Here is a 16,231-nt window from a genome sequence, read left to right as displayed (position 1 = left end):
CCTTTTAAAACCGATTTTAATTATCATCATCATTAATTCATCAATCTATTATTCCTTTCATGCATAGAAAAAGATTCAGGATCTATGAGTCCTTATTCAGCCGTACAGTATTTACAAACGCCTTGCTGTTTTTTCTGCTTACCGTTTCATTTCTGGTGTTAACCTTTTTTGTACTTTCTAACCGCTCTGCCCACTGGGATTATTATGTAACGGGTGTGCTTCAGCATCAGCAGCATACCGTTCTGGATTATATTATGAAAGGATTCAGCTGGCTGGGAAGGGTGCGGGTTGCTTTTTTTGCCATCTGTCTTGCTTCACTGCTGTTTTTGATTTCCGAAAAAAAAAGGGAAGCCGTCCTGATCGGTTCCACGGTACTCTCCGGTGCCATCAGCTGGACCCTTAAAATGCTGATTGACCGGCCGAGACCCGGTGCTGATATCGTAAGGGTTATTGAAGAAACAAAATACCAGAGTTTTCCCAGCGGCCATGTGCTTTTCTACACGGTTTTTTTCGGAATATTATGTATGATCATTTATTATTCGCAAAAGATAAGCAGAAGGGCCAGAACCGTACTGATTTCTTTATTGGTTTTTATGATTATCTGCGGTGCTGTTTCGAGGATTTATCTCGGAGCACATTGGTTTACCGATATTCTCGGAGGACTCATCATCGGGATCCAATTTCTGCAGATTGCACGGCTGCTGTATCTGAAGAACAGACCGGATCAGTACAAACAGGAGATACTGTAAATCATTTTTTAAATCAAGAGATCAGCTGTTGTTATTAAAAATCAATACCCTCCCATAGATATGAGAGGGTATTGATTTTATCCTGTTTATTATTCGGAAAAGGTCGGAAAATTTGTTCTGTCAGATCAGATGGTCAGACCAGACAGGATAACGGGATTTATCGATACAATATTTGTGTTTTTCTGTTCATTAATTCCGTTATATACAAATCTTCAGGCTCTTTTCTTATATGAAACCGTGCAGGGATTTTAATTACGCAAGCTTAACGTTAACGGCATTCAGGCCTTTTTCGCTTTTCTGTACATCAAAAACCACTTTGTCATTTTCACGGATCGACCTTACCGTCAGTCCTGAAGAATGTACAAATATATCACTGCTTCCGTCTGCCGGAGCAATAAATCCGAAGCCTTTTGCTTCATTAAAAAATTTTACGGTGCCTTCTTGCATGGTAATTATATTAAATTGTTGTTATTCTTACTTGTGTATGATGATCAGGTAAAACAATACCTGTCAGCTTAGTTTTTATACCGGAAATCCGGTGTTGCAACAGGCAGGGTAAACTCCATCTGTACATTAGGCATATTTCTTTTATCAGCATATACAGGCTGCGGAATGCTCTGTGCTTTCGGTGAAACAGGGGAGGTGCTGACCTCTACCGGATTCTGAAGTAGTGTATCGGCTACAGCACGGATTTCTGCGGATAGGGTAGCGGAGAACAATAAAGTCTGCCTCTTTTTTGAAACCTGCTGAAGGATTTTTCTCACATCAGTAATCAGTTCCAGATCAAGCATGGTATCTGCTTCATCCAGGATCAGTATTTCGATTTTTGAAAGATCGATATGCCTTTGGTTTATCAGTTCCAGAAGCCTTCCCGGCGTGGCAATAAGAATATCCACTCTTTTTCTGAGGGCTGCAAGCTGTCCTCCTGCGGAAACACCTTCGAAAATAGAAAGCTGGGATAAAGGCAGGTATTTGCTGTACATCTTAAAGTCATCCTCAATCTGTACCGCCAGTTCGCGTGTCGGGGTCAGGATCAGGGTTCTTATTTCGTTATGGTCAGGCGTGTTTTTTTTCAGCAGCTGCATAACAGGCATGGCAAATGCGGCGGTTTTCCCCATTCCCGTCTGTACACATCCCATAATGTCTTTTCCGGCTAAAATATGGGGGATGGCAGTATATTGAATTTCAGTAGGCTTGGAGTATCCGGCTTCCGTTACGGCGCGGACAATAGGATTAATTAAATTTAAATGTTTAAAACTTATACTGGACATCAGAATTTCTGTTGTTTTTATGGACAGATCTTTATTTATGAGATCTGAATTGATGTATTTTTGTAAACAAGTTAACAAAGAATGATCTTTCCAACCTGTTTATTTGCTTCAGCAGCAGAAATATTCTCAGTGAAAATACAGCTGTAGGGCTTTGCAATGCATATCTCACACAACGGACGGCATAAGAATTTATCCTTTACCTTCACTGTGGCTCATCTACATCTTTAAAGTAAAAAATAAACTTTTATAAAAGGATTGTTCTGTCTGTATGGATATTCCGGAACCAGCCAATCAATCGCCTGTATTATTCTATGGTAATAAAATGAAGTTTAAAGCGGGCAGCTGAAAAGCGAGACTGAAAGAAAAATTGTGATTTTAAACTTATACAGAATGGCGAAGGCAGAAACCTGTTTTGTAAATGCTTTTGCAAACATACGATAAAAAAACGGAATAACTGCAGTTTTAAGGTGTTGATTATCAGAAATTTGTTCTTAGCTTCCCCATGTTAAACAATGGTCTGCAAAAAGCGGATGGTTTTAAGCTCCGTATATGCAGACTTCTTCACCCGTTACCCAGCCCTGCCTCCGTCCTCTGCCCTTACAGGCAGGTACGCGTGTGAAGATTGCCTACTTCATTATGGTTCATCATAAACCTGAAGTATTTAAGGCTATGTTTGCTGAAATTTATTCCCAGGACCAGTTTTATCTGATCCATATTGACCGGAAGGCAGAACCTGAGATCACAGAAGAAATTCAGTTGTTTTTAGTCCGGTTTCCCAACGCATATGTTCTTGAAAGCATGAATATTGTTTCCGGCGGGTTCAGTATGATCCAGGCTGAGCTTGACGCTATGGAATTCCTTCTGAATGCAAGCAGGGAATGGGATTATTTCATCAATCTGAGCGGCGAAGATTATCCCCTGAAATCACAGGACATCATCAGAAAGTTTCTTACCGCCAACAAAGGCAGGAACTACATTTTTTATTATGACCAGAAGTTTCACAGGCCGGATACGCTGCAGCGGATACAGAATCATTTTACCGAACTTACCCACAAGATTTCTTCGCTTATTTACAAAAGGGATTTTATGAAGGAAGTCATTCCTTACATAGGCGGAAAATGGTTTATGCTTACCCGCGAAACCTGTATGTTTATGACCGGCAATAAGAAGGTAATGGATTTTGAAGACTATTATCTTCATACCTTTCTGCCCGCAGAATCTTTTTTCCAGACTGTTTTTATGAATACTTCCTTTAAAGATATCATTGTGAATGATGACAAAAGGGCCGTCATAGAAAAAGCATTTTTTAAGAAACGAAGCCCCGAGGGGTTTATTGAATCGTTAAGATCCGGCAATCATCTTTTTATCAGAAAAATAAATCCTGAAACAGACCCGGATATTCTGGATTATATCAAACAGACCTATGACCTTCCGCTTGGTGAGGTTGATGAAATTGAGCGGGAACTTCGGTCAGATGGTTTCCATAATAATTAATGTCTGAAACATTTGATATTTAAACAACAGAAAAACAAAAATACGCAGCATAAGTTGTTACTTACCTGATTGTTTCCAAACTTCACAGCATTAATGTTTTAAGGAATAATTACCGTAAACAGATACACCAGAAAAATGGCTACCAGTACGAAACCCTGCATAATATTCGTTCTTCCCGTCGCCAGCGAAATGGTGATGATAAACAGGGTCAGGCCCAGCAAAATGGTAGATTTGATATCGATTCCCAGTGTCATCCTGATGCCGGTAATTACCGACGTAATGGCAATAGCCGGAATGCTCAGCCCGATGCTCGCCAGTGCAGAACCGAACGCCAGGTTAAGCGAAGTCTGAATCTGGTTATTCCTTGCTGCACGGAAGGCGGCCATACCTTCAGGAAGAAGAACAATTCCCGCAATAATAATTCCTACCAGAGATTTCGGTGCTCCGGCCCATTTTACTATAGATTCCACATCCCCGGAAAGCAGTTTGGCCAGTAAAACCACAATTCCCAAACACAGGATCAGGAACAGGATACTCATGCTCATCTGCCGGTTGGACGGTTTATCCGGAAAATCATCTTCATCATCATCTCCGTTATCATCAGAAGATGCTGCTGACCTGTTTTCCGGTGAAATAAAATAACTGCGGTGCCTGATGGTCTGCATCATGGTGAATCCCAAATATAATAAAAGGCTGATCAGCGAAACAAACAGCAGCTGAAGGGAAGTATATTCCCCGCCATTGTGGCTTACGGTATAATTCGGTAAAATAAGTACAAAGATACTGATGGACGTCAGCGTAATAAGTGCCGTACTCACGCCCTGAAGCGTAAAGTTCTGTACTTTGAATTTAACAGATCCCACGATAATACAGCCTCCGATAATTCCTGTAAGAATAATCATTACTGCAGCATACACGGTATCCCTGGCCAGCGTTATGGTTTCAAGGCCTTTTGCACCCAGCATAATGGAAATAATCAGTGCCACCTCTATTACAGTGATGGCAAAGGCGAGAAGCAGTGTTCCGAACGGTTCGCCCACGCGGTAGGCAATTATTTCTGAATGGTATACCGCGGCCAGGACACTTCCTATAAGAAATAATGAAAGGACTGCAGAATAAAAGGTGCCTGAAAAAAAATGGCTTCCGAAATACGCCAGCCAGGCGAGAACGGGAATCAGGATAGTCCAGGTTAAAAGATATATTTTTTTCTTCATAAGGTTTTTACGGTCTGTTCAGTAATAAAAGAATAGGGAGTGGAATTGGAAATGTTAACTGATCCTGCCGGAATGCATCTTAATACTATTGAAATGCGACAATGCTGGTATCGGGATGGACAGCCTGCAAAGAGATGATTACTCTGCATGCCTCCGGTTAAAACAGAATTATTCTTATCATGATGTCTGCCGGATAATAAATAAATTATAAAACAGACGGTTTCGGTAAAGATACTGTTAATTTATGAGAATCCGTTACTGGAGCATACGTTCCGGTAACCATCGCGATCAGATAAAAGCCCTGATATGGCAAATAAATGATATCAGGGCCTTAAAGTTTTATTTGGATTTGAATATCTTGTCGGTTTCTTTTTTACAGACGGATTTAGGTTACGGCATAAAATTTCCTGGACAGATCCGTTTACTATCACCACGGCAGCTTTGGAATAAAAGATATATGATATTCTTTATGTTAATTAAATTAATTGGCTGATCATGCGTACATCTGAATTTCTGTGCTCGGAATACAGATGGGAATGGAAATCATTCAGCTTGATTAAAGTTTTTAATAAATCGCTTTTTTCTTCATCACAGAGTTTCCCTGACAGGATAACGGAGGTAAGATTCACTTTCTCAACCGACTGGTGAAAACGTTCTTCCCCTTTTTTGGTCAGGTTCAGCCTTTTGCTCCTGCGGTCTTCCTCATCATTTTTTTCCTCAATCAGCCCCGCTTCCAGAAGTCTTTTGATGATCTGTGTGCCGGTCTGTTTCTCATGGCCGTTTCTTTCAATCAACTGTATTTTGGTAAGATTCGGTTCGTCTTTCAGGCGGTACAGGTAGGTAAATTCTTCATTGGCCAGCTCCGGAAATTCCCCAAGCCCTTTCCTGATCAGCTGTTTAGAATACCTGCTCAGCAAAAGGATCTGCTTACAGATTTCATTTTCTCTGAAGGAAACCTCATGCTGTTCATTCCTAAAAAGTTTGGTAGGGCTTTCTTCCCTGTATTTTTTATCGTTCAGCCACAGGCGGAAGTCTTCTACTTTAGCTTGAGGCGTGTAGGATCCGGAATTTTCAAAATCTTTTACCTGCAGAAGCAGATCGATAAAAAAATCAGTATGCATGATATAATTTTTGGTGTAAAGATATACGTTTGGTTACGGGATTCAAAATTACAGTTTAACACTTCCCATTCCGCCGTCAATCCCGAAAATCTGTCCGGTAATCCATGATGCTTTATCAGAAAGTAAGAAAGCCGTCATCTCTGCCATTTCCGCAGGGCTCCCGATTCTCTGTATCGGATGTCTTTTGCCTGAAGCTTCCCGTTTTTCCGGGGTGGAAAGCAGCTGTGAAGCAAGTGACGTATCCGTTAAAGAAGGCGCAATGGCATTGACCCGGATTTTCTGTGCTGAAAATTCTGCCGCAAGGCTTCTTACCAGTCCTTCAACAGCACTTTTGCTAGTAGCAACCGAAGCATGGAACGGCATTCCGAGCTTTGCCGCCACGGAACTGTACAGTACAATGGAGGAGCTTTCCGGTTTTTTAAGGTTCGGAAGCAGTTTTTGGATACATTTTACAGCTCCCAAAACATTAATTTCAAAATCATTTCTGAAATCACCTTCGGTCAGGCGGTTAAACGGTTTAAGGTTGATGCTTCCGGGTGCATACACAAGGCCGTCAATACTTTCGGGAAAAGCAATATCGTCTAAATTTCCCGTAAGGATATCCATCTCGTGAAATTCGATATTTTCATGCTGAAGTTCCGGGTTAAATGTCCTGGAAATACCGGTAACTTTATGATTTTCGGAAAGAATTTTCGCAGCAGCCAGTCCGATTCCTGATCCGCATCCGATGATGACCATATTTTTCATATTTTATTTTTTAGTTTATTATTGATTAAAAATTTCAGAGCTGCTGCTGCAGATTATTCAGGTTTAAATACACAAAATCCGCGTAATCCCTTCAATCTGCGAGAAACCGTTAAATGGGTTCTTAACTTTATTAAATTATAATCGAAGGTTTAATTCAGTCATGAGATCAAATGGAAGATTACTTAAAATTTATCTTTTTGAGATTTTATTATTGCTGATCACACGCTGCCTGCTGCACCGGAACCGGGTAATTTCCTCTTTTCTTTTCATAAGGTGCTTTTGGCTGACTCCCGAGTTGACCCGTTTTCTCCATAACCTGAAGCTTGATGGTTTAAGCTCCGCGCGCATCAGCTGGATAACTTCCGCCTCACTGATCCCGAACTGAAAGGCAATGGCTTCAAACGGTGTCCGGTCTTCCCAGGCCATTTCAATAATCCGGTCTATCTGCTCAAGAGTGAATGGTTTGTCCATACTATGTTGTTTTATAAGGTTGACGTATTGTAAAATATTGTTTTCTTTTTTCTGTATTTAGGTATTTTGTTGCTTCCAACCTCAAAAGGAATAATTGTTCCGTACGTTTATCTGTTCAGCCACAATTGTATGAATTCCTGTTCAGGGTCATACTGGGCTGCCTGTTTTTCGGGGCTGAATATCCTATTCCGCGGATCATTTCCTACTCCGGCGAGGTACATCCAGTTGCCGTAATTGCTGTGCACATCATAATCGATCAGCATTTCTTCAAAATAAGCAGCCCCGATTCTCCAGTCCTGTTTCAGAATTTTGCTGAAGTAAGAGGCAACATTCTGCCTTCCGCGATTGCTCATCCATCCGGTATGCTTTAATTCCATCATATTCGCATTGATAAAACCGGAAGCTGTTTCTCCTTCGGTCCACTGCCGGATCAGCTCCGGGTCAGGAGTGTAATCATATATCTTCCCGTTAATACCGCGCTGATGGAATATACGGTCTCTATATTCTAATGAAGTATGCCTGAAGAAATCCCGCCAGAGCAGCTCAAAAACCATCCAGTAAGAAGATTCACTGCTTCCTTTCCGTGCTTCATATTTTTTTATTTCGTGGTACACCGTTACGGCAGAAAGACTTCCGTCAGCCAGCCAGGCGGAGAACCGGCTGCTGTAATCAGTACCTTTCATTCCGTTTCTGGTTTCTTTATAGGTGTCCAGCTTTCCGGATCCGGAAAAGTAATAGGATAACCGCTCAGACGCCTGCCGTTCACCTCCCGAAAACGGGAAAGCAGTACGGCGGTCAGGTTCAAATTCATCAAACCCCAATGATTTCAGGCTGACATCATCACTGGTAAAATGAAGTTCAGGGCCGGATTTATTATAGGTCAGATGTTCGGAATCAAATTCTTCACGGACCGTAAAGTTTTTTTCAAGCTTCTGCCTGAAAGCGGTAAACTGTATCGGGACTTTTGCAAAATATTCCCGGGTACAATCAGGACTGATAAGAAACTGGGTGTATGATTTTTCCCATGATGTAAAAGGGAGAACGTTTTTTATCCTGCGTTCCGTTTCGTTTTCATCCCGTGTCCATTCCTGTTGGCAGAAGATTTTTTCCACCGTATATTTTTCAGAAAGCTCTTTGAAAATGGATTCTGTTTTTCCGTATTTTACCAGAAACGGAATATTCTTCTCTTTTAAAGCAGAGCTGAGGCCACGGACCGTTTCCAGCAGGAATTTTGCCCGGTAGCGGCCGCACTTCCTGAATCCCCATTGTTTTTCACGGTAAAAGTCCTCATCAAAAATATACAGGGCAAGAAACGGCGTATCTTCCTGCATAATCCGGTACAGGGATTCCTGGTCTCTCGTTCTCAGGTCTTTGGTGTACCAGAGGATATTGATTTTCTGTTTTTCCGGCATCGTTCGCTGCAGTATTTAATTTCGTCCCAGTTTTTTTTCCACTTTTTTCGCCAGTTGAACGGAAGTCCGCAGACTTCACAGGTCTTTGAAGGCATTCCGGCAGGCATATTTACGGTTTTACAAAATTTTTATAATTGTTGATAACCACACGGTTTGATTTCAGGTCATGCATCATATGGTACAGCCCGAAGAATGTCCTGTTGAGGTAGATAAAATGTCTTGAACCCCTGTTGGCATTCATTCCTTTCATATCGCTGAGCTTTGAATACCGCTGTCCGAGGTCTGCGATTTCATTAAAGAACGAATCATCTGAAAAATCAAAATCTTCCCGGTTGAAAGGCCTGGTAAACAGTTCCAGCAGTTCATAGAAGAGTTTTGAGAAAAAGGCGGTTTCCTCAGGCGTATCGTCATCACGCAGTATTTCCAGCGTGTATAATTTATCCCTGAATATCTCAGGATTCTTCAGGTTTTCTTCTTTCGCCATTTCAAAATAAGGCGTATAAAAATCTTCCGGGATTTCCTTGATGCATCCGAAATCAATAACCAGGAGCTTCTGATCATCAGAAACCAGGAAATTACCCGGATGCGGATCTGCATGTACTTTTTTAAGGATGTGCATCTGGTACATATAAAAGTCCCAGAGAGTCTGCCCTATCAGGTTCAGCTCTTCCTGTGTATTGCTTTTTTTGGTAAACTCTGAAAAATGAAGCCCAGGCATCCAGTCCATCGTAATGATTTTTTCACATGAATATTCCGGATAATAGGCTGGAAAAAGAAGGTTCGGGAGATGCCTGCATTCCGATGCAAAATGCTGGCTCCGCTGAAGTTCGAGATTATAGTCGGTTTCCTCGTAAAGCTTGTCTTCAACTTCCTGAAAATAAGATTCCGAGCCGTCCTTTTTAATGTTGAACATTTTCATGGCAATAGGCTTTACCATTTTAAGGTCGCTGCTGATGCTTTCACGCACGCCGGGATACTGTATTTTCACCGCGAGGGATTTATCATTTTTCCGGGCTTTATGTACCTGGCCGATGCTTGCCGCGTTTACCGATTCCGAAGAAAATTCATCAAATATTTCTTCAGGATTTTTCCCGAAGTATTTCCTGAACGTCTTTCTTACCAGTGCCCCTGAAAGCGGCGGTACTGAGAACTGGGACAGCGAAAACTTTTCCACATATTCCACCGGAAGCATATTTTTCTCCATGCTCAGCATCTGCGCAACTTTCAGAGCAGACCCTTTCAGTTCTTTCAATGAATCATATATGTCCGAAGCATTGTCTTCATTCAGGATTTTTCTTGCTTCGCCTTCATCTTTGGTTATTTTATTGCCGTAATATTTAAGGTAATTGACGCCCACTTTGGCACCTGCTTTCAGGAGGCTTCCGGTTCTTTCAATTTTCCCCGTCGGTATTTTATCTAATGTTTTCATAAATGCTTGTTTACCTGTGTTCTTTCCATAAAAATTTTCCGAGATCGAGAAGCTTCTTCAGCGGTTCGTTATCAATCAGCTCAAATCCGGTATCAATTGTTTTTTCAATAAAGATATCTGTCTTTTCAAAGTCCGGCGATGTGTCTTTTTTCCAGAACTCGATACATGATACGAGGTGCAGCCATAATGCCTGCTGTCTGGATTTTTCGTTGAAATTCCTGATTTTTTCCGCTTTCCTCAGTATTTCCCATTCGTTGAAATCCAGCGTACTGATAAATTGCTGATGGGTCTTTTTCAGGCTTTTCAGAACCTTTGCATTTTCCATTCTGTCTTTTCCCAACAATGAAAGAATGAGTGATCTGTTCATTGTAAGGTTCTCAAAGAAGATAAAATAAACATTCAGCAGCTTTTCCTTAGCCGTTACTTCTTCAGAGATATTGACTTCAGCTGCAAGTTCCAGGGATTTTTTAAAAAGGTGATTGAAAATTTCCCTTTCCATATGCTCAAACCCGGAAAAGAAATGGTAGAATTCTTTTTCTTCAAATCCGTTTTCTTTGGCAAACAGATACACATTTTTCGGTTTTTCGCCATGGTTAAGAATGTAATCGCCGTACAGTTCAAGTATGCTTTCTGAGGTTATATAATTCTGATCTTGATTTTCCATTTGAATTTCTTTCTTACAAATTTAGTAAATAATATTACTTTAAATTAAAATAAAGTATAAATTTGTACTATAAAAATGATTTAAATTTTAGATGATGTTAAGAATACAGGCACAGTCCGATATCCCGACTGATTTTGGGATCTTTACCGTATACGCATTTTCTGAAGACGAGACCGACTGGATGCCTCATCTGGTATGGGTTTCCAAAACAACGGATTTCAGCAGGGCGGTTAATGTACGGTTCCATTCAGAATGTATCACCGGTGAAATCTTCCATTCTAAGAAATGTGAGTGCGGCCAGCAGCTTGATGCCGCCATGAAATTTGTTTCTGAAAACGGAGGGATGATTATTTACCTTCGCCAGGAAGGACGGAATATCGGGATCATCAATAAATTAAAAGCATATGCACTTCAGGAGCAGGGGCTGGATACGGTTGAAGCCAATCTCCGCCTGGGATTACCTGCTGATGGAAGGAATTTTGGAGTAGCCATAGAGATGCTTAAACTTCTGGATGTAAATAGTATTTACCTGCTCACCAACAATCCGGATAAGCTGAAGGCACTGGAGAACAGCGGCATTACTCTGGCGGGAAGGATTCCCTGGAAATAGACTCCAATGCGGTGAATGAAAGCTACCTGATGACTAAGAGAGATTATTTCGGGCACCTGCTGGAAAAGATATAGCTTTATTATAATCAATCAGCATCAATTAATACGGGGTATTACCGGTGTGAAAAAAATATATGGATTGGTGTTGAAATTTATATTCAGATAAGTATAAAATCATAGTTTATTACGACATAGAAAAATGCGGCACAAAAACGTGCGCATTTCTCAGTTATATGTTGAAAATATCATGAGTTTAATTTAGCCTGTAAATTATTCTCAGATACCGTTATTTATTAAAAATGAAAGGACTGGCTGTTAACCGTACTTTCTGTTGGAATTATAATTGCCGGCCGCAGGAATCTGTATTCCATGAAAATTATTGTAAGTATAATACAGGTCTTTAAAATAAATTTCAGTTTCAATTTCATATTTCTCTGCAACCGGAATGCTTTTCTGAAGTTTAGGGCCTGCTGAAAGAATTTTTTCTTCAGTAATTACATTTTTCTTGCAATGACAGTACTGATGGTCGTTCTGGGCATGTTCATGAAGATCAACCACCGCAATTTCCGTATGTTCATAACCTCTGCATCGGTCAAATGTTTCCTGTTCCAGCGTAAACCAGGGCTCACCGTGATAAAAGAAGTGATCGATAATTTCAGGATGTCCGGTATCCTTTTTTTCCAAAGGCGCAGATGAGTAGTAGCCATTGCATTGTGTGCAAATAGCAACCTGTATTTTTATAGACATAATATTGGATTTAAAGTGTTGCGGTTTTCCTACATCAGAAGTTGTGCCATACCTGTAAAATTGGGAAAAAATTAATACAGCATCTGAGAATACGGGCATGAAATGATACTTATTTATTGAAAATAATCCGTTATTGCAACCATCATACGGCTCATGTATATCTGATTATTTTCTCTGGATAATGATCCGGCAGTAAATGACAATCTTTTAATGTTCCGTTCTCAAAAAATTAATTCAGAGAATGATTTGAATTTTTCTTTTTGCTATGATTTTGTAGTCTTGGATATGAAAATGGTAAAAGAAAAATTATTTTTTTTAAGAATATAGGAGCTGGAAAGTGTTTTTTATACACTTTCAGTTAAAAAAAAGTTAAATAGATTTTAATGTTTCTTATCATATCATTTCAGTGAAGAATTTAGCCTGTTATTTTTTATATTTTTTTACGTAATTGATTGCTGATTCATGTAATACGATGTTGATAAGTATAGTTATTATGATAACCTTATCATTTTTTTTATACAATACTTATCATTAAAAATAGATATGTAAATTATTGATATGTAGTTCATAGTAGTAATTTTATTTTTTTTATTCAATTGAATTTTTATATTTGTGATGTTACATAAATGTTAACATTTTAAATGAGCCCTGATTTTATTCATACGTATGTATCTGTCGATTGTGTTGTGTTCGGATTTGATTACGAAAACAGGCTGAACATTTTACTGGTTCAGCGACATGTAGAGGATGTTCCTTTGGAACGTCAGAGAAAACTGCCGGGCAGCCTTATTTTCAGTGATGAGGATGTTGATGATGCCGCACAAAGGGTGCTTCATGAACTTACAGGCATTAAGAAAATGGTTCTTAAACAGTTCAAATGCTTTGCAGATCCGGCACGCGCTACCAGTGAGCATGACATCAAATGGATGGGCGAGGAATATAAGCATGATATTGACAGGATCATTACCGTAGCTTACCTTTCGCTCTGCAAGATTGACCATAAGATCAACAGCACGAAATATGATACGGTAGACTGGTTCCCAATTGATGAGGTTCCTACACTGCCTTTTGACCATAACAAGATCATCAGCGAGTCTCTTGTGGAGATCAGAAAATGGATAGAATCTGATTTTACCATTATTTTCGAGCTGCTGCCGAAAAGATTTACCATCAGGCAGCTGTACCAGCTTTACACGGCATTAAGTGAAAAGCACATTGATATTAAAAACTTTCATAAAAAGATATCCTCATTCAATTACATTGTCCCTTTGGATGAAATAGAAAAAAATGTTTCGCACCGGGCTGCAAGATATTATAAGTTCGACGCCAAAGTCTACAAAAAAAACAACACTAAATTAATAAAATAATACCCCTTTTTTAAATTATGTACTTACTAGGCTATGACATTGGCAGTTCTTCCGTGAAAGTGTGTCTCATTGAGGCATCCAGCGGCAAAGTGGTTGCTTCAGAATTTTCTCCTAAAAAGGAAATGAAAATCACGGCTGTGAACCCGGGATGGGCGGAACAGAATCCGGCAGACTGGTGGACCAATCTAAAACTTGCCCATGAAGCTGTTATGCATGAGTCCGGGGTACATCCTGAAGATATCAAGGGGATCGGCATTACCTGGCAGATGCACGGCCTTATCCTGGTAGATAAAGATCAGAATCTGCTGAGGCCTTCCATTATCTGGTGTGACAGCCGTGCGGTTCCTTACGGTGAGCAGGCCTTCAAAACCATCGGAGAAGAAAAATGCCTGTCCCATCTGCTGAACTCCCCGGGAAACTTTACCGCTTCCAAACTGGCATGGGTAAAAGAAAATGAGCCGGAAATTTTTAATAAGATCGATAAGATCATGCTGCCGGGAGATTATATTGCCATGAGGCTTTCCGGTCACATCGGGATGACAATTGAAGGTTTGTCTGAAGGGATTTTCTGGGATTTTAAAAATAACTGTATCTCAGAAGATGTAATCAGCTATTACGGGATCCCGAAGAGTTTTTTCCCGGAAATTATACCCACCTTCGGAATCCAGTCGACCGTTTCGGCCGCTGCTGCTCATGAATTAGGCTTAAAAGAGGGGACACCGATTTCTTACCGGGCAGGAGACCAGCCGAACAATGCGCTTTCCCTGAATGTATTCAATCCCGGGGAAATTGCTTCTACAGCAGGTACTTCAGGCGTTGTGTACGGCGTACTGGATCAGCTTGAATATGATAAATTATCCAGGGTAAATACGTTTGCCCACGTGAATCACACTCCCGAACAGATCAGGTTAGGCGTTCTGCTCTGCATCAACGGGACAGGGATTTTAAACTCGTGGCTGAAACATAATTTTGCTACGTCACTGTCTTCTTACGGGGATATGAACGAACTGGCTTCATTGTCACCGATCGGTTCCAAAGGGCTGAGCATCGTGCCTTTCGGAAACGGGGCGGAAAGGGTTCTGGAGAATAAAGAAACCAACTGTTCAATCCACGGGATTAATTTTAACATCCATTCAAAAGGGGATATTCTGCGTGCCGCGCAGGAAGGAATTGTTTTTTCCTATGAATACGGAATGAATGTCATGAGGAATATCGGGATGGATATCCAGGTGATCCGGGCCGGGAACGCCAATATGTTTCTGAGCTCCATCTTCCGCCAGTCGCTTTCCAGTGTAAGCAATGCGGTTATCGAACTTTATGATACCGACGGAGCTGTGGGTGCAGCAAGAGCAGCAGGGATGGGAATCGGTTTTTATGCAGATTCTAAAGAAGCCTTCGCTTCCCTTGAAAAAATAGCAGTGATAGAACCTGAACATGAAAAACAGGAACAGTATATAGAAGCCTATTCAAGATGGAAAAACCATCTTAAGGAAATCATCTAAACGAACAACAACGGAATTCTTCCATTGCACTTACCGGCTGTTTTACACCGGTGAGCAGGGGATTTTTACACAAAATTTTAAAAAATAAATAAATCAATATGAACACTTTAACAGGTACAAAAGAGTTTTTTACAGGTATTGAAAAAATTCAGTTTGAAGGAAAAGAAAGCAGAAACCCGATGGCCTTCCGCTATTACGATGCAGAAAAAATCATCATGGGAAAACCGATGAAAGAATGGACCCGTTTTGCAATGGCCTGGTGGCATACCTTATGCGCAGACGGAAGTGATCCTTTCGGCGGACCTACCATCCATCACCCTTGGGATACCGGAAATGATGCTGTGACCAGAGCCATGCACAAGTTGGATGCCGGTTTCGAGTTTATGTCTAAAATGGGCTTCGGATATTACTGTTTCCACGATATTGATCTGGTAGAGCCTGCTGACAACTGGAAAGCGTATGAGAAAAACCTTCAGGCTGTTGTAGAATATGCAAAACAGAAACAGGCAGAAACGGGAATTAAGCTTTTATGGGGTACAGCCAATGTATTCACCCACGAAAGATACATGAACGGAGCTTCCACAAACCCGAACTTTGACGTACTGGCATGCGCCGGTACCCAGGTTAAGAATTCTATTGACGCAACCATTGCATTGGGAGGTGAGAACTATGTATTCTGGGGAGGCAGAGAAGGGTATATGAGCCTTCTGAACACCGATATGAAACGTGAAAAAGACCATCTGGCTCGCTTCCTTTCCATGTCCAGGGATTACGCCCGCCAGCAGGGTTTCAAAGGAACTTTCCTGATTGAGCCTAAACCGATGGAGCCTACCAAACATCAGTATGATTATGATTCTGAAACGGTAATCGGGTTCCTGAGACATTACGGACTGGATAAAGATTTTAAACTTAATATTGAAGTAAACCATGCAACACTGGCAGGCCATACTTTTGAACATGAGCTTCAGGTAGCCGTAGACGCAGGGTTATTGGGAAGCATTGATGCGAACAGGGGAGACCACCAGAACGGATGGGATACAGACCAGTTCCCGGTAGATTACTATGACATGGTTCAGGCGTGGCTGGTTCTTCTTCCTGCAGGAGGCCTGGGAACAGGCGGTGTTAATTTTGATGCCAAAATCAGAAGGAATTCTATTGATCCTGAAGATTTATTCATCTCTCATATCTCCGGAATGGATGTATTTGCAAAAGGCCTTCTGGCAGCAGCAGATATTCTTGAGCATTCAGATTATAAAAAACTGAGAACAGACCGTTATGCCTCTTTTGACAGCGGAAACGGAAAAGCATTTGAAGAAGGCACCCTTTCCCTCGAGGATCTTCGGAAAATAGCACATGAAATCGGTGAGCCTCAGCCAAAAAGCGGAAAACAGGAACTGTTCGAAGCTATCGTAAACATGTATATCTAATACAATA

The 16,231-nt window shown here is 40.9% G+C and carries 16 protein-coding genes and 1 pseudogene; 6 read left to right on the top strand and 11 right to left on the bottom strand.

Translation table 11 applies throughout. The features are described from left to right. Positions 1-59 precede the first annotated feature (59 nt). On the top strand, positions 60-749 hold the full coding sequence (locus ASE55_RS16875; RefSeq protein ID WP_056222374.1) for a phosphatase PAP2 family protein: 690 nt from the start codon (positions 60-62) through the stop codon (positions 747-749). A 252-nt stretch (positions 750-1,001) separates the two neighbouring features. Here the strand turns inward: ASE55_RS16875 and ASE55_RS16870 are convergent, their stop codons facing one another. Together ASE55_RS16870 and ASE55_RS16865 are read right to left on the bottom strand one after the other, a co-directional pair. After that, positions 1,002-1,196 carry a cold-shock protein gene (locus ASE55_RS16870; protein ID WP_056222372.1) on the bottom strand — a complete coding sequence of 65 codons (195 nt, stop codon included), beginning with the start codon at positions 1,194-1,196 and terminating at the stop codon, positions 1,002-1,004. 68 nt (positions 1,197-1,264) lie between these two features. After that, positions 1,265-2,020 carry a DEAD/DEAH box helicase gene (locus tag ASE55_RS16865; protein WP_082474639.1) on the bottom strand — a complete coding sequence of 252 codons (756 nt, stop codon included), beginning with the start codon at positions 2,018-2,020 and terminating at the stop codon, positions 1,265-1,267. Between the two features lie 549 nt (positions 2,021-2,569). Here ASE55_RS16865 and ASE55_RS16860 point away from each other — a divergent pair. Continuing rightward, positions 2,570-3,514: a beta-1,6-N-acetylglucosaminyltransferase gene (locus tag ASE55_RS16860; protein ID WP_056222370.1), complete on the top strand. Its 945-nt coding sequence runs from the start codon at positions 2,570-2,572 to the stop codon at positions 3,512-3,514. 98 nt (positions 3,515-3,612) lie between these two features. Here the strand turns inward: ASE55_RS16860 and ASE55_RS16855 are convergent, their stop codons facing one another. The 8 genes from ASE55_RS16855 to ASE55_RS16825 all read right to left on the bottom strand — a co-directional run bounded on the left by ASE55_RS16855 (position 3,613) and on the right by ASE55_RS16825 (position 10,572). Beyond that, a complete protein-coding gene (locus tag ASE55_RS16855) occupies positions 3,613-4,728 on the bottom strand; it encodes a calcium:proton antiporter (protein ID WP_056222368.1) in 1,116 nt (371 codons plus the stop codon). A gap of 476 nt (positions 4,729-5,204) precedes the next feature. Further along, positions 5,205-5,849: a MarR family winged helix-turn-helix transcriptional regulator gene (locus ASE55_RS16850; RefSeq protein WP_056222365.1), complete on the bottom strand. Its 645-nt coding sequence runs from the start codon at positions 5,847-5,849 to the stop codon at positions 5,205-5,207. Between the two features lie 48 nt (positions 5,850-5,897). Continuing rightward, positions 5,898-6,596 (bottom strand): SDR family NAD(P)-dependent oxidoreductase, encoded by a 699-nt coding sequence (locus tag ASE55_RS16845; protein WP_056222363.1) that lies wholly within the window; start codon positions 6,594-6,596, stop codon positions 5,898-5,900. Between the two features lie 189 nt (positions 6,597-6,785). Next, positions 6,786-7,067 carry a TIGR03643 family protein gene (locus ASE55_RS16840; RefSeq protein ID WP_056222361.1) on the bottom strand — a complete coding sequence of 94 codons (282 nt, stop codon included), beginning with the start codon at positions 7,065-7,067 and terminating at the stop codon, positions 6,786-6,788. A gap of 107 nt (positions 7,068-7,174) precedes the next feature. Further along, a complete protein-coding gene (locus ASE55_RS16835) occupies positions 7,175-8,479 on the bottom strand; it encodes a DASH family cryptochrome (protein WP_056222358.1) in 1,305 nt (434 codons plus the stop codon). Further along, complete coding sequence (locus ASE55_RS19970) at positions 8,431-8,586, bottom strand: DUF2256 domain-containing protein (protein ID WP_082474637.1); 156 nt, start codon at positions 8,584-8,586, stop codon at positions 8,431-8,433. The genes ASE55_RS16835 and ASE55_RS19970 overlap by 49 nt, the downstream gene beginning before the upstream one ends. Positions 8,587-8,588: 2 nt before the next feature. Then, positions 8,589-9,908 (bottom strand): ABC1 kinase family protein, encoded by a 1,320-nt coding sequence (locus ASE55_RS16830; protein WP_056222355.1) that lies wholly within the window; start codon positions 9,906-9,908, stop codon positions 8,589-8,591. 10 nt (positions 9,909-9,918) lie between these two features. Continuing rightward, positions 9,919-10,572 carry a TetR family transcriptional regulator C-terminal domain-containing protein gene (locus ASE55_RS16825; protein WP_056222352.1) on the bottom strand — a complete coding sequence of 218 codons (654 nt, stop codon included), beginning with the start codon at positions 10,570-10,572 and terminating at the stop codon, positions 9,919-9,921. 94 nt (positions 10,573-10,666) lie between these two features. Here ASE55_RS16825 and ribA point away from each other — a divergent pair. Continuing rightward, positions 10,667-11,256: pseudogene (gene ribA / locus ASE55_RS16820) on the top strand (GTP cyclohydrolase II). A gap of 240 nt (positions 11,257-11,496) precedes the next feature. On the opposite strand, the gene ASE55_RS16815 reads toward ribA, so the two are convergent. Then, positions 11,497-11,928, bottom strand: a complete 432-nt coding sequence (locus tag ASE55_RS16815; protein ID WP_128414604.1) for a hypothetical protein — start codon at positions 11,926-11,928, stop codon at positions 11,497-11,499. Positions 11,929-12,569: 641 nt separating this feature from the next. Here ASE55_RS16815 and ASE55_RS16810 point away from each other — a divergent pair. The 3 genes from ASE55_RS16810 (at position 12,570) to xylA (ending at position 16,224) form a co-directional block, all read left to right on the top strand. Beyond that, complete coding sequence (locus ASE55_RS16810) at positions 12,570-13,295, top strand: NUDIX hydrolase (protein ID WP_056222343.1); 726 nt, start codon at positions 12,570-12,572, stop codon at positions 13,293-13,295. A 17-nt stretch (positions 13,296-13,312) separates the two neighbouring features. Beyond that, positions 13,313-14,797: a xylulokinase gene (locus tag ASE55_RS16805; protein WP_056222340.1), complete on the top strand. Its 1,485-nt coding sequence runs from the start codon at positions 13,313-13,315 to the stop codon at positions 14,795-14,797. A gap of 98 nt (positions 14,798-14,895) precedes the next feature. Next, a complete protein-coding gene (xylA, locus tag ASE55_RS16800) occupies positions 14,896-16,224 on the top strand; it encodes a xylose isomerase (protein WP_056222338.1) in 1,329 nt (442 codons plus the stop codon). Positions 16,225-16,231: the final 7 nt, after the last annotated feature.

This window comes from Chryseobacterium sp. Leaf201 (assembly GCF_001421435.1).
Lineage (GTDB): Bacteria > Bacteroidota > Bacteroidia > Flavobacteriales > Weeksellaceae > Chryseobacterium.
This window is presented reverse-complemented; position numbering and strand designations above follow the sequence as displayed.

Excerpts from the sequence above, each read along its gene's own strand:
- ASE55_RS16875 (WP_056222374.1), top strand. The coding sequence starts at position 60 with ATGCATAGAAAAAGATTCAGGATCTATGAGTCCTTATTCAGCCGTACA.
- ASE55_RS16870 (WP_056222372.1), bottom strand. The coding sequence starts at position 1,196 with ATGCAAGAAGGCACCGTAAAATTTTTTAATGAAGCAAAAGGCTTCGGA.
- ASE55_RS16865 (WP_082474639.1), bottom strand. The coding sequence starts at position 2,020 with ATGTCCAGTATAAGTTTTAAACATTTAAATTTAATTAATCCTATTGTC.
- ASE55_RS16860 (WP_056222370.1), top strand. The coding sequence starts at position 2,570 with ATGCAGACTTCTTCACCCGTTACCCAGCCCTGCCTCCGTCCTCTGCCC.
- ASE55_RS16855 (WP_056222368.1), bottom strand. The coding sequence starts at position 4,728 with ATGAAGAAAAAAATATATCTTTTAACCTGGACTATCCTGATTCCCGTT.
- ASE55_RS16850 (WP_056222365.1), bottom strand. The coding sequence starts at position 5,849 with ATGCATACTGATTTTTTTATCGATCTGCTTCTGCAGGTAAAAGATTTT.
- ASE55_RS16845 (WP_056222363.1), bottom strand. The coding sequence starts at position 6,596 with ATGAAAAATATGGTCATCATCGGATGCGGATCAGGAATCGGACTGGCT.
- ASE55_RS16840 (WP_056222361.1), bottom strand. The coding sequence starts at position 7,067 with ATGGACAAACCATTCACTCTTGAGCAGATAGACCGGATTATTGAAATG.
- ASE55_RS16835 (WP_056222358.1), bottom strand. The coding sequence starts at position 8,479 with ATGCCGGAAAAACAGAAAATCAATATCCTCTGGTACACCAAAGACCTG.
- ASE55_RS19970 (WP_082474637.1), bottom strand. The coding sequence starts at position 8,586 with ATGCCTGCCGGAATGCCTTCAAAGACCTGTGAAGTCTGCGGACTTCCG.
- ASE55_RS16830 (WP_056222355.1), bottom strand. The coding sequence starts at position 9,908 with ATGAAAACATTAGATAAAATACCGACGGGGAAAATTGAAAGAACCGGA.
- ASE55_RS16825 (WP_056222352.1), bottom strand. The coding sequence starts at position 10,572 with ATGGAAAATCAAGATCAGAATTATATAACCTCAGAAAGCATACTTGAA.
- ASE55_RS16815 (WP_128414604.1), bottom strand. The coding sequence starts at position 11,928 with ATGTCTATAAAAATACAGGTTGCTATTTGCACACAATGCAATGGCTAC.
- ASE55_RS16810 (WP_056222343.1), top strand. The coding sequence starts at position 12,570 with ATGAGCCCTGATTTTATTCATACGTATGTATCTGTCGATTGTGTTGTG.
- ASE55_RS16805 (WP_056222340.1), top strand. The coding sequence starts at position 13,313 with ATGTACTTACTAGGCTATGACATTGGCAGTTCTTCCGTGAAAGTGTGT.
- xylA (WP_056222338.1), top strand. The coding sequence starts at position 14,896 with ATGAACACTTTAACAGGTACAAAAGAGTTTTTTACAGGTATTGAAAAA.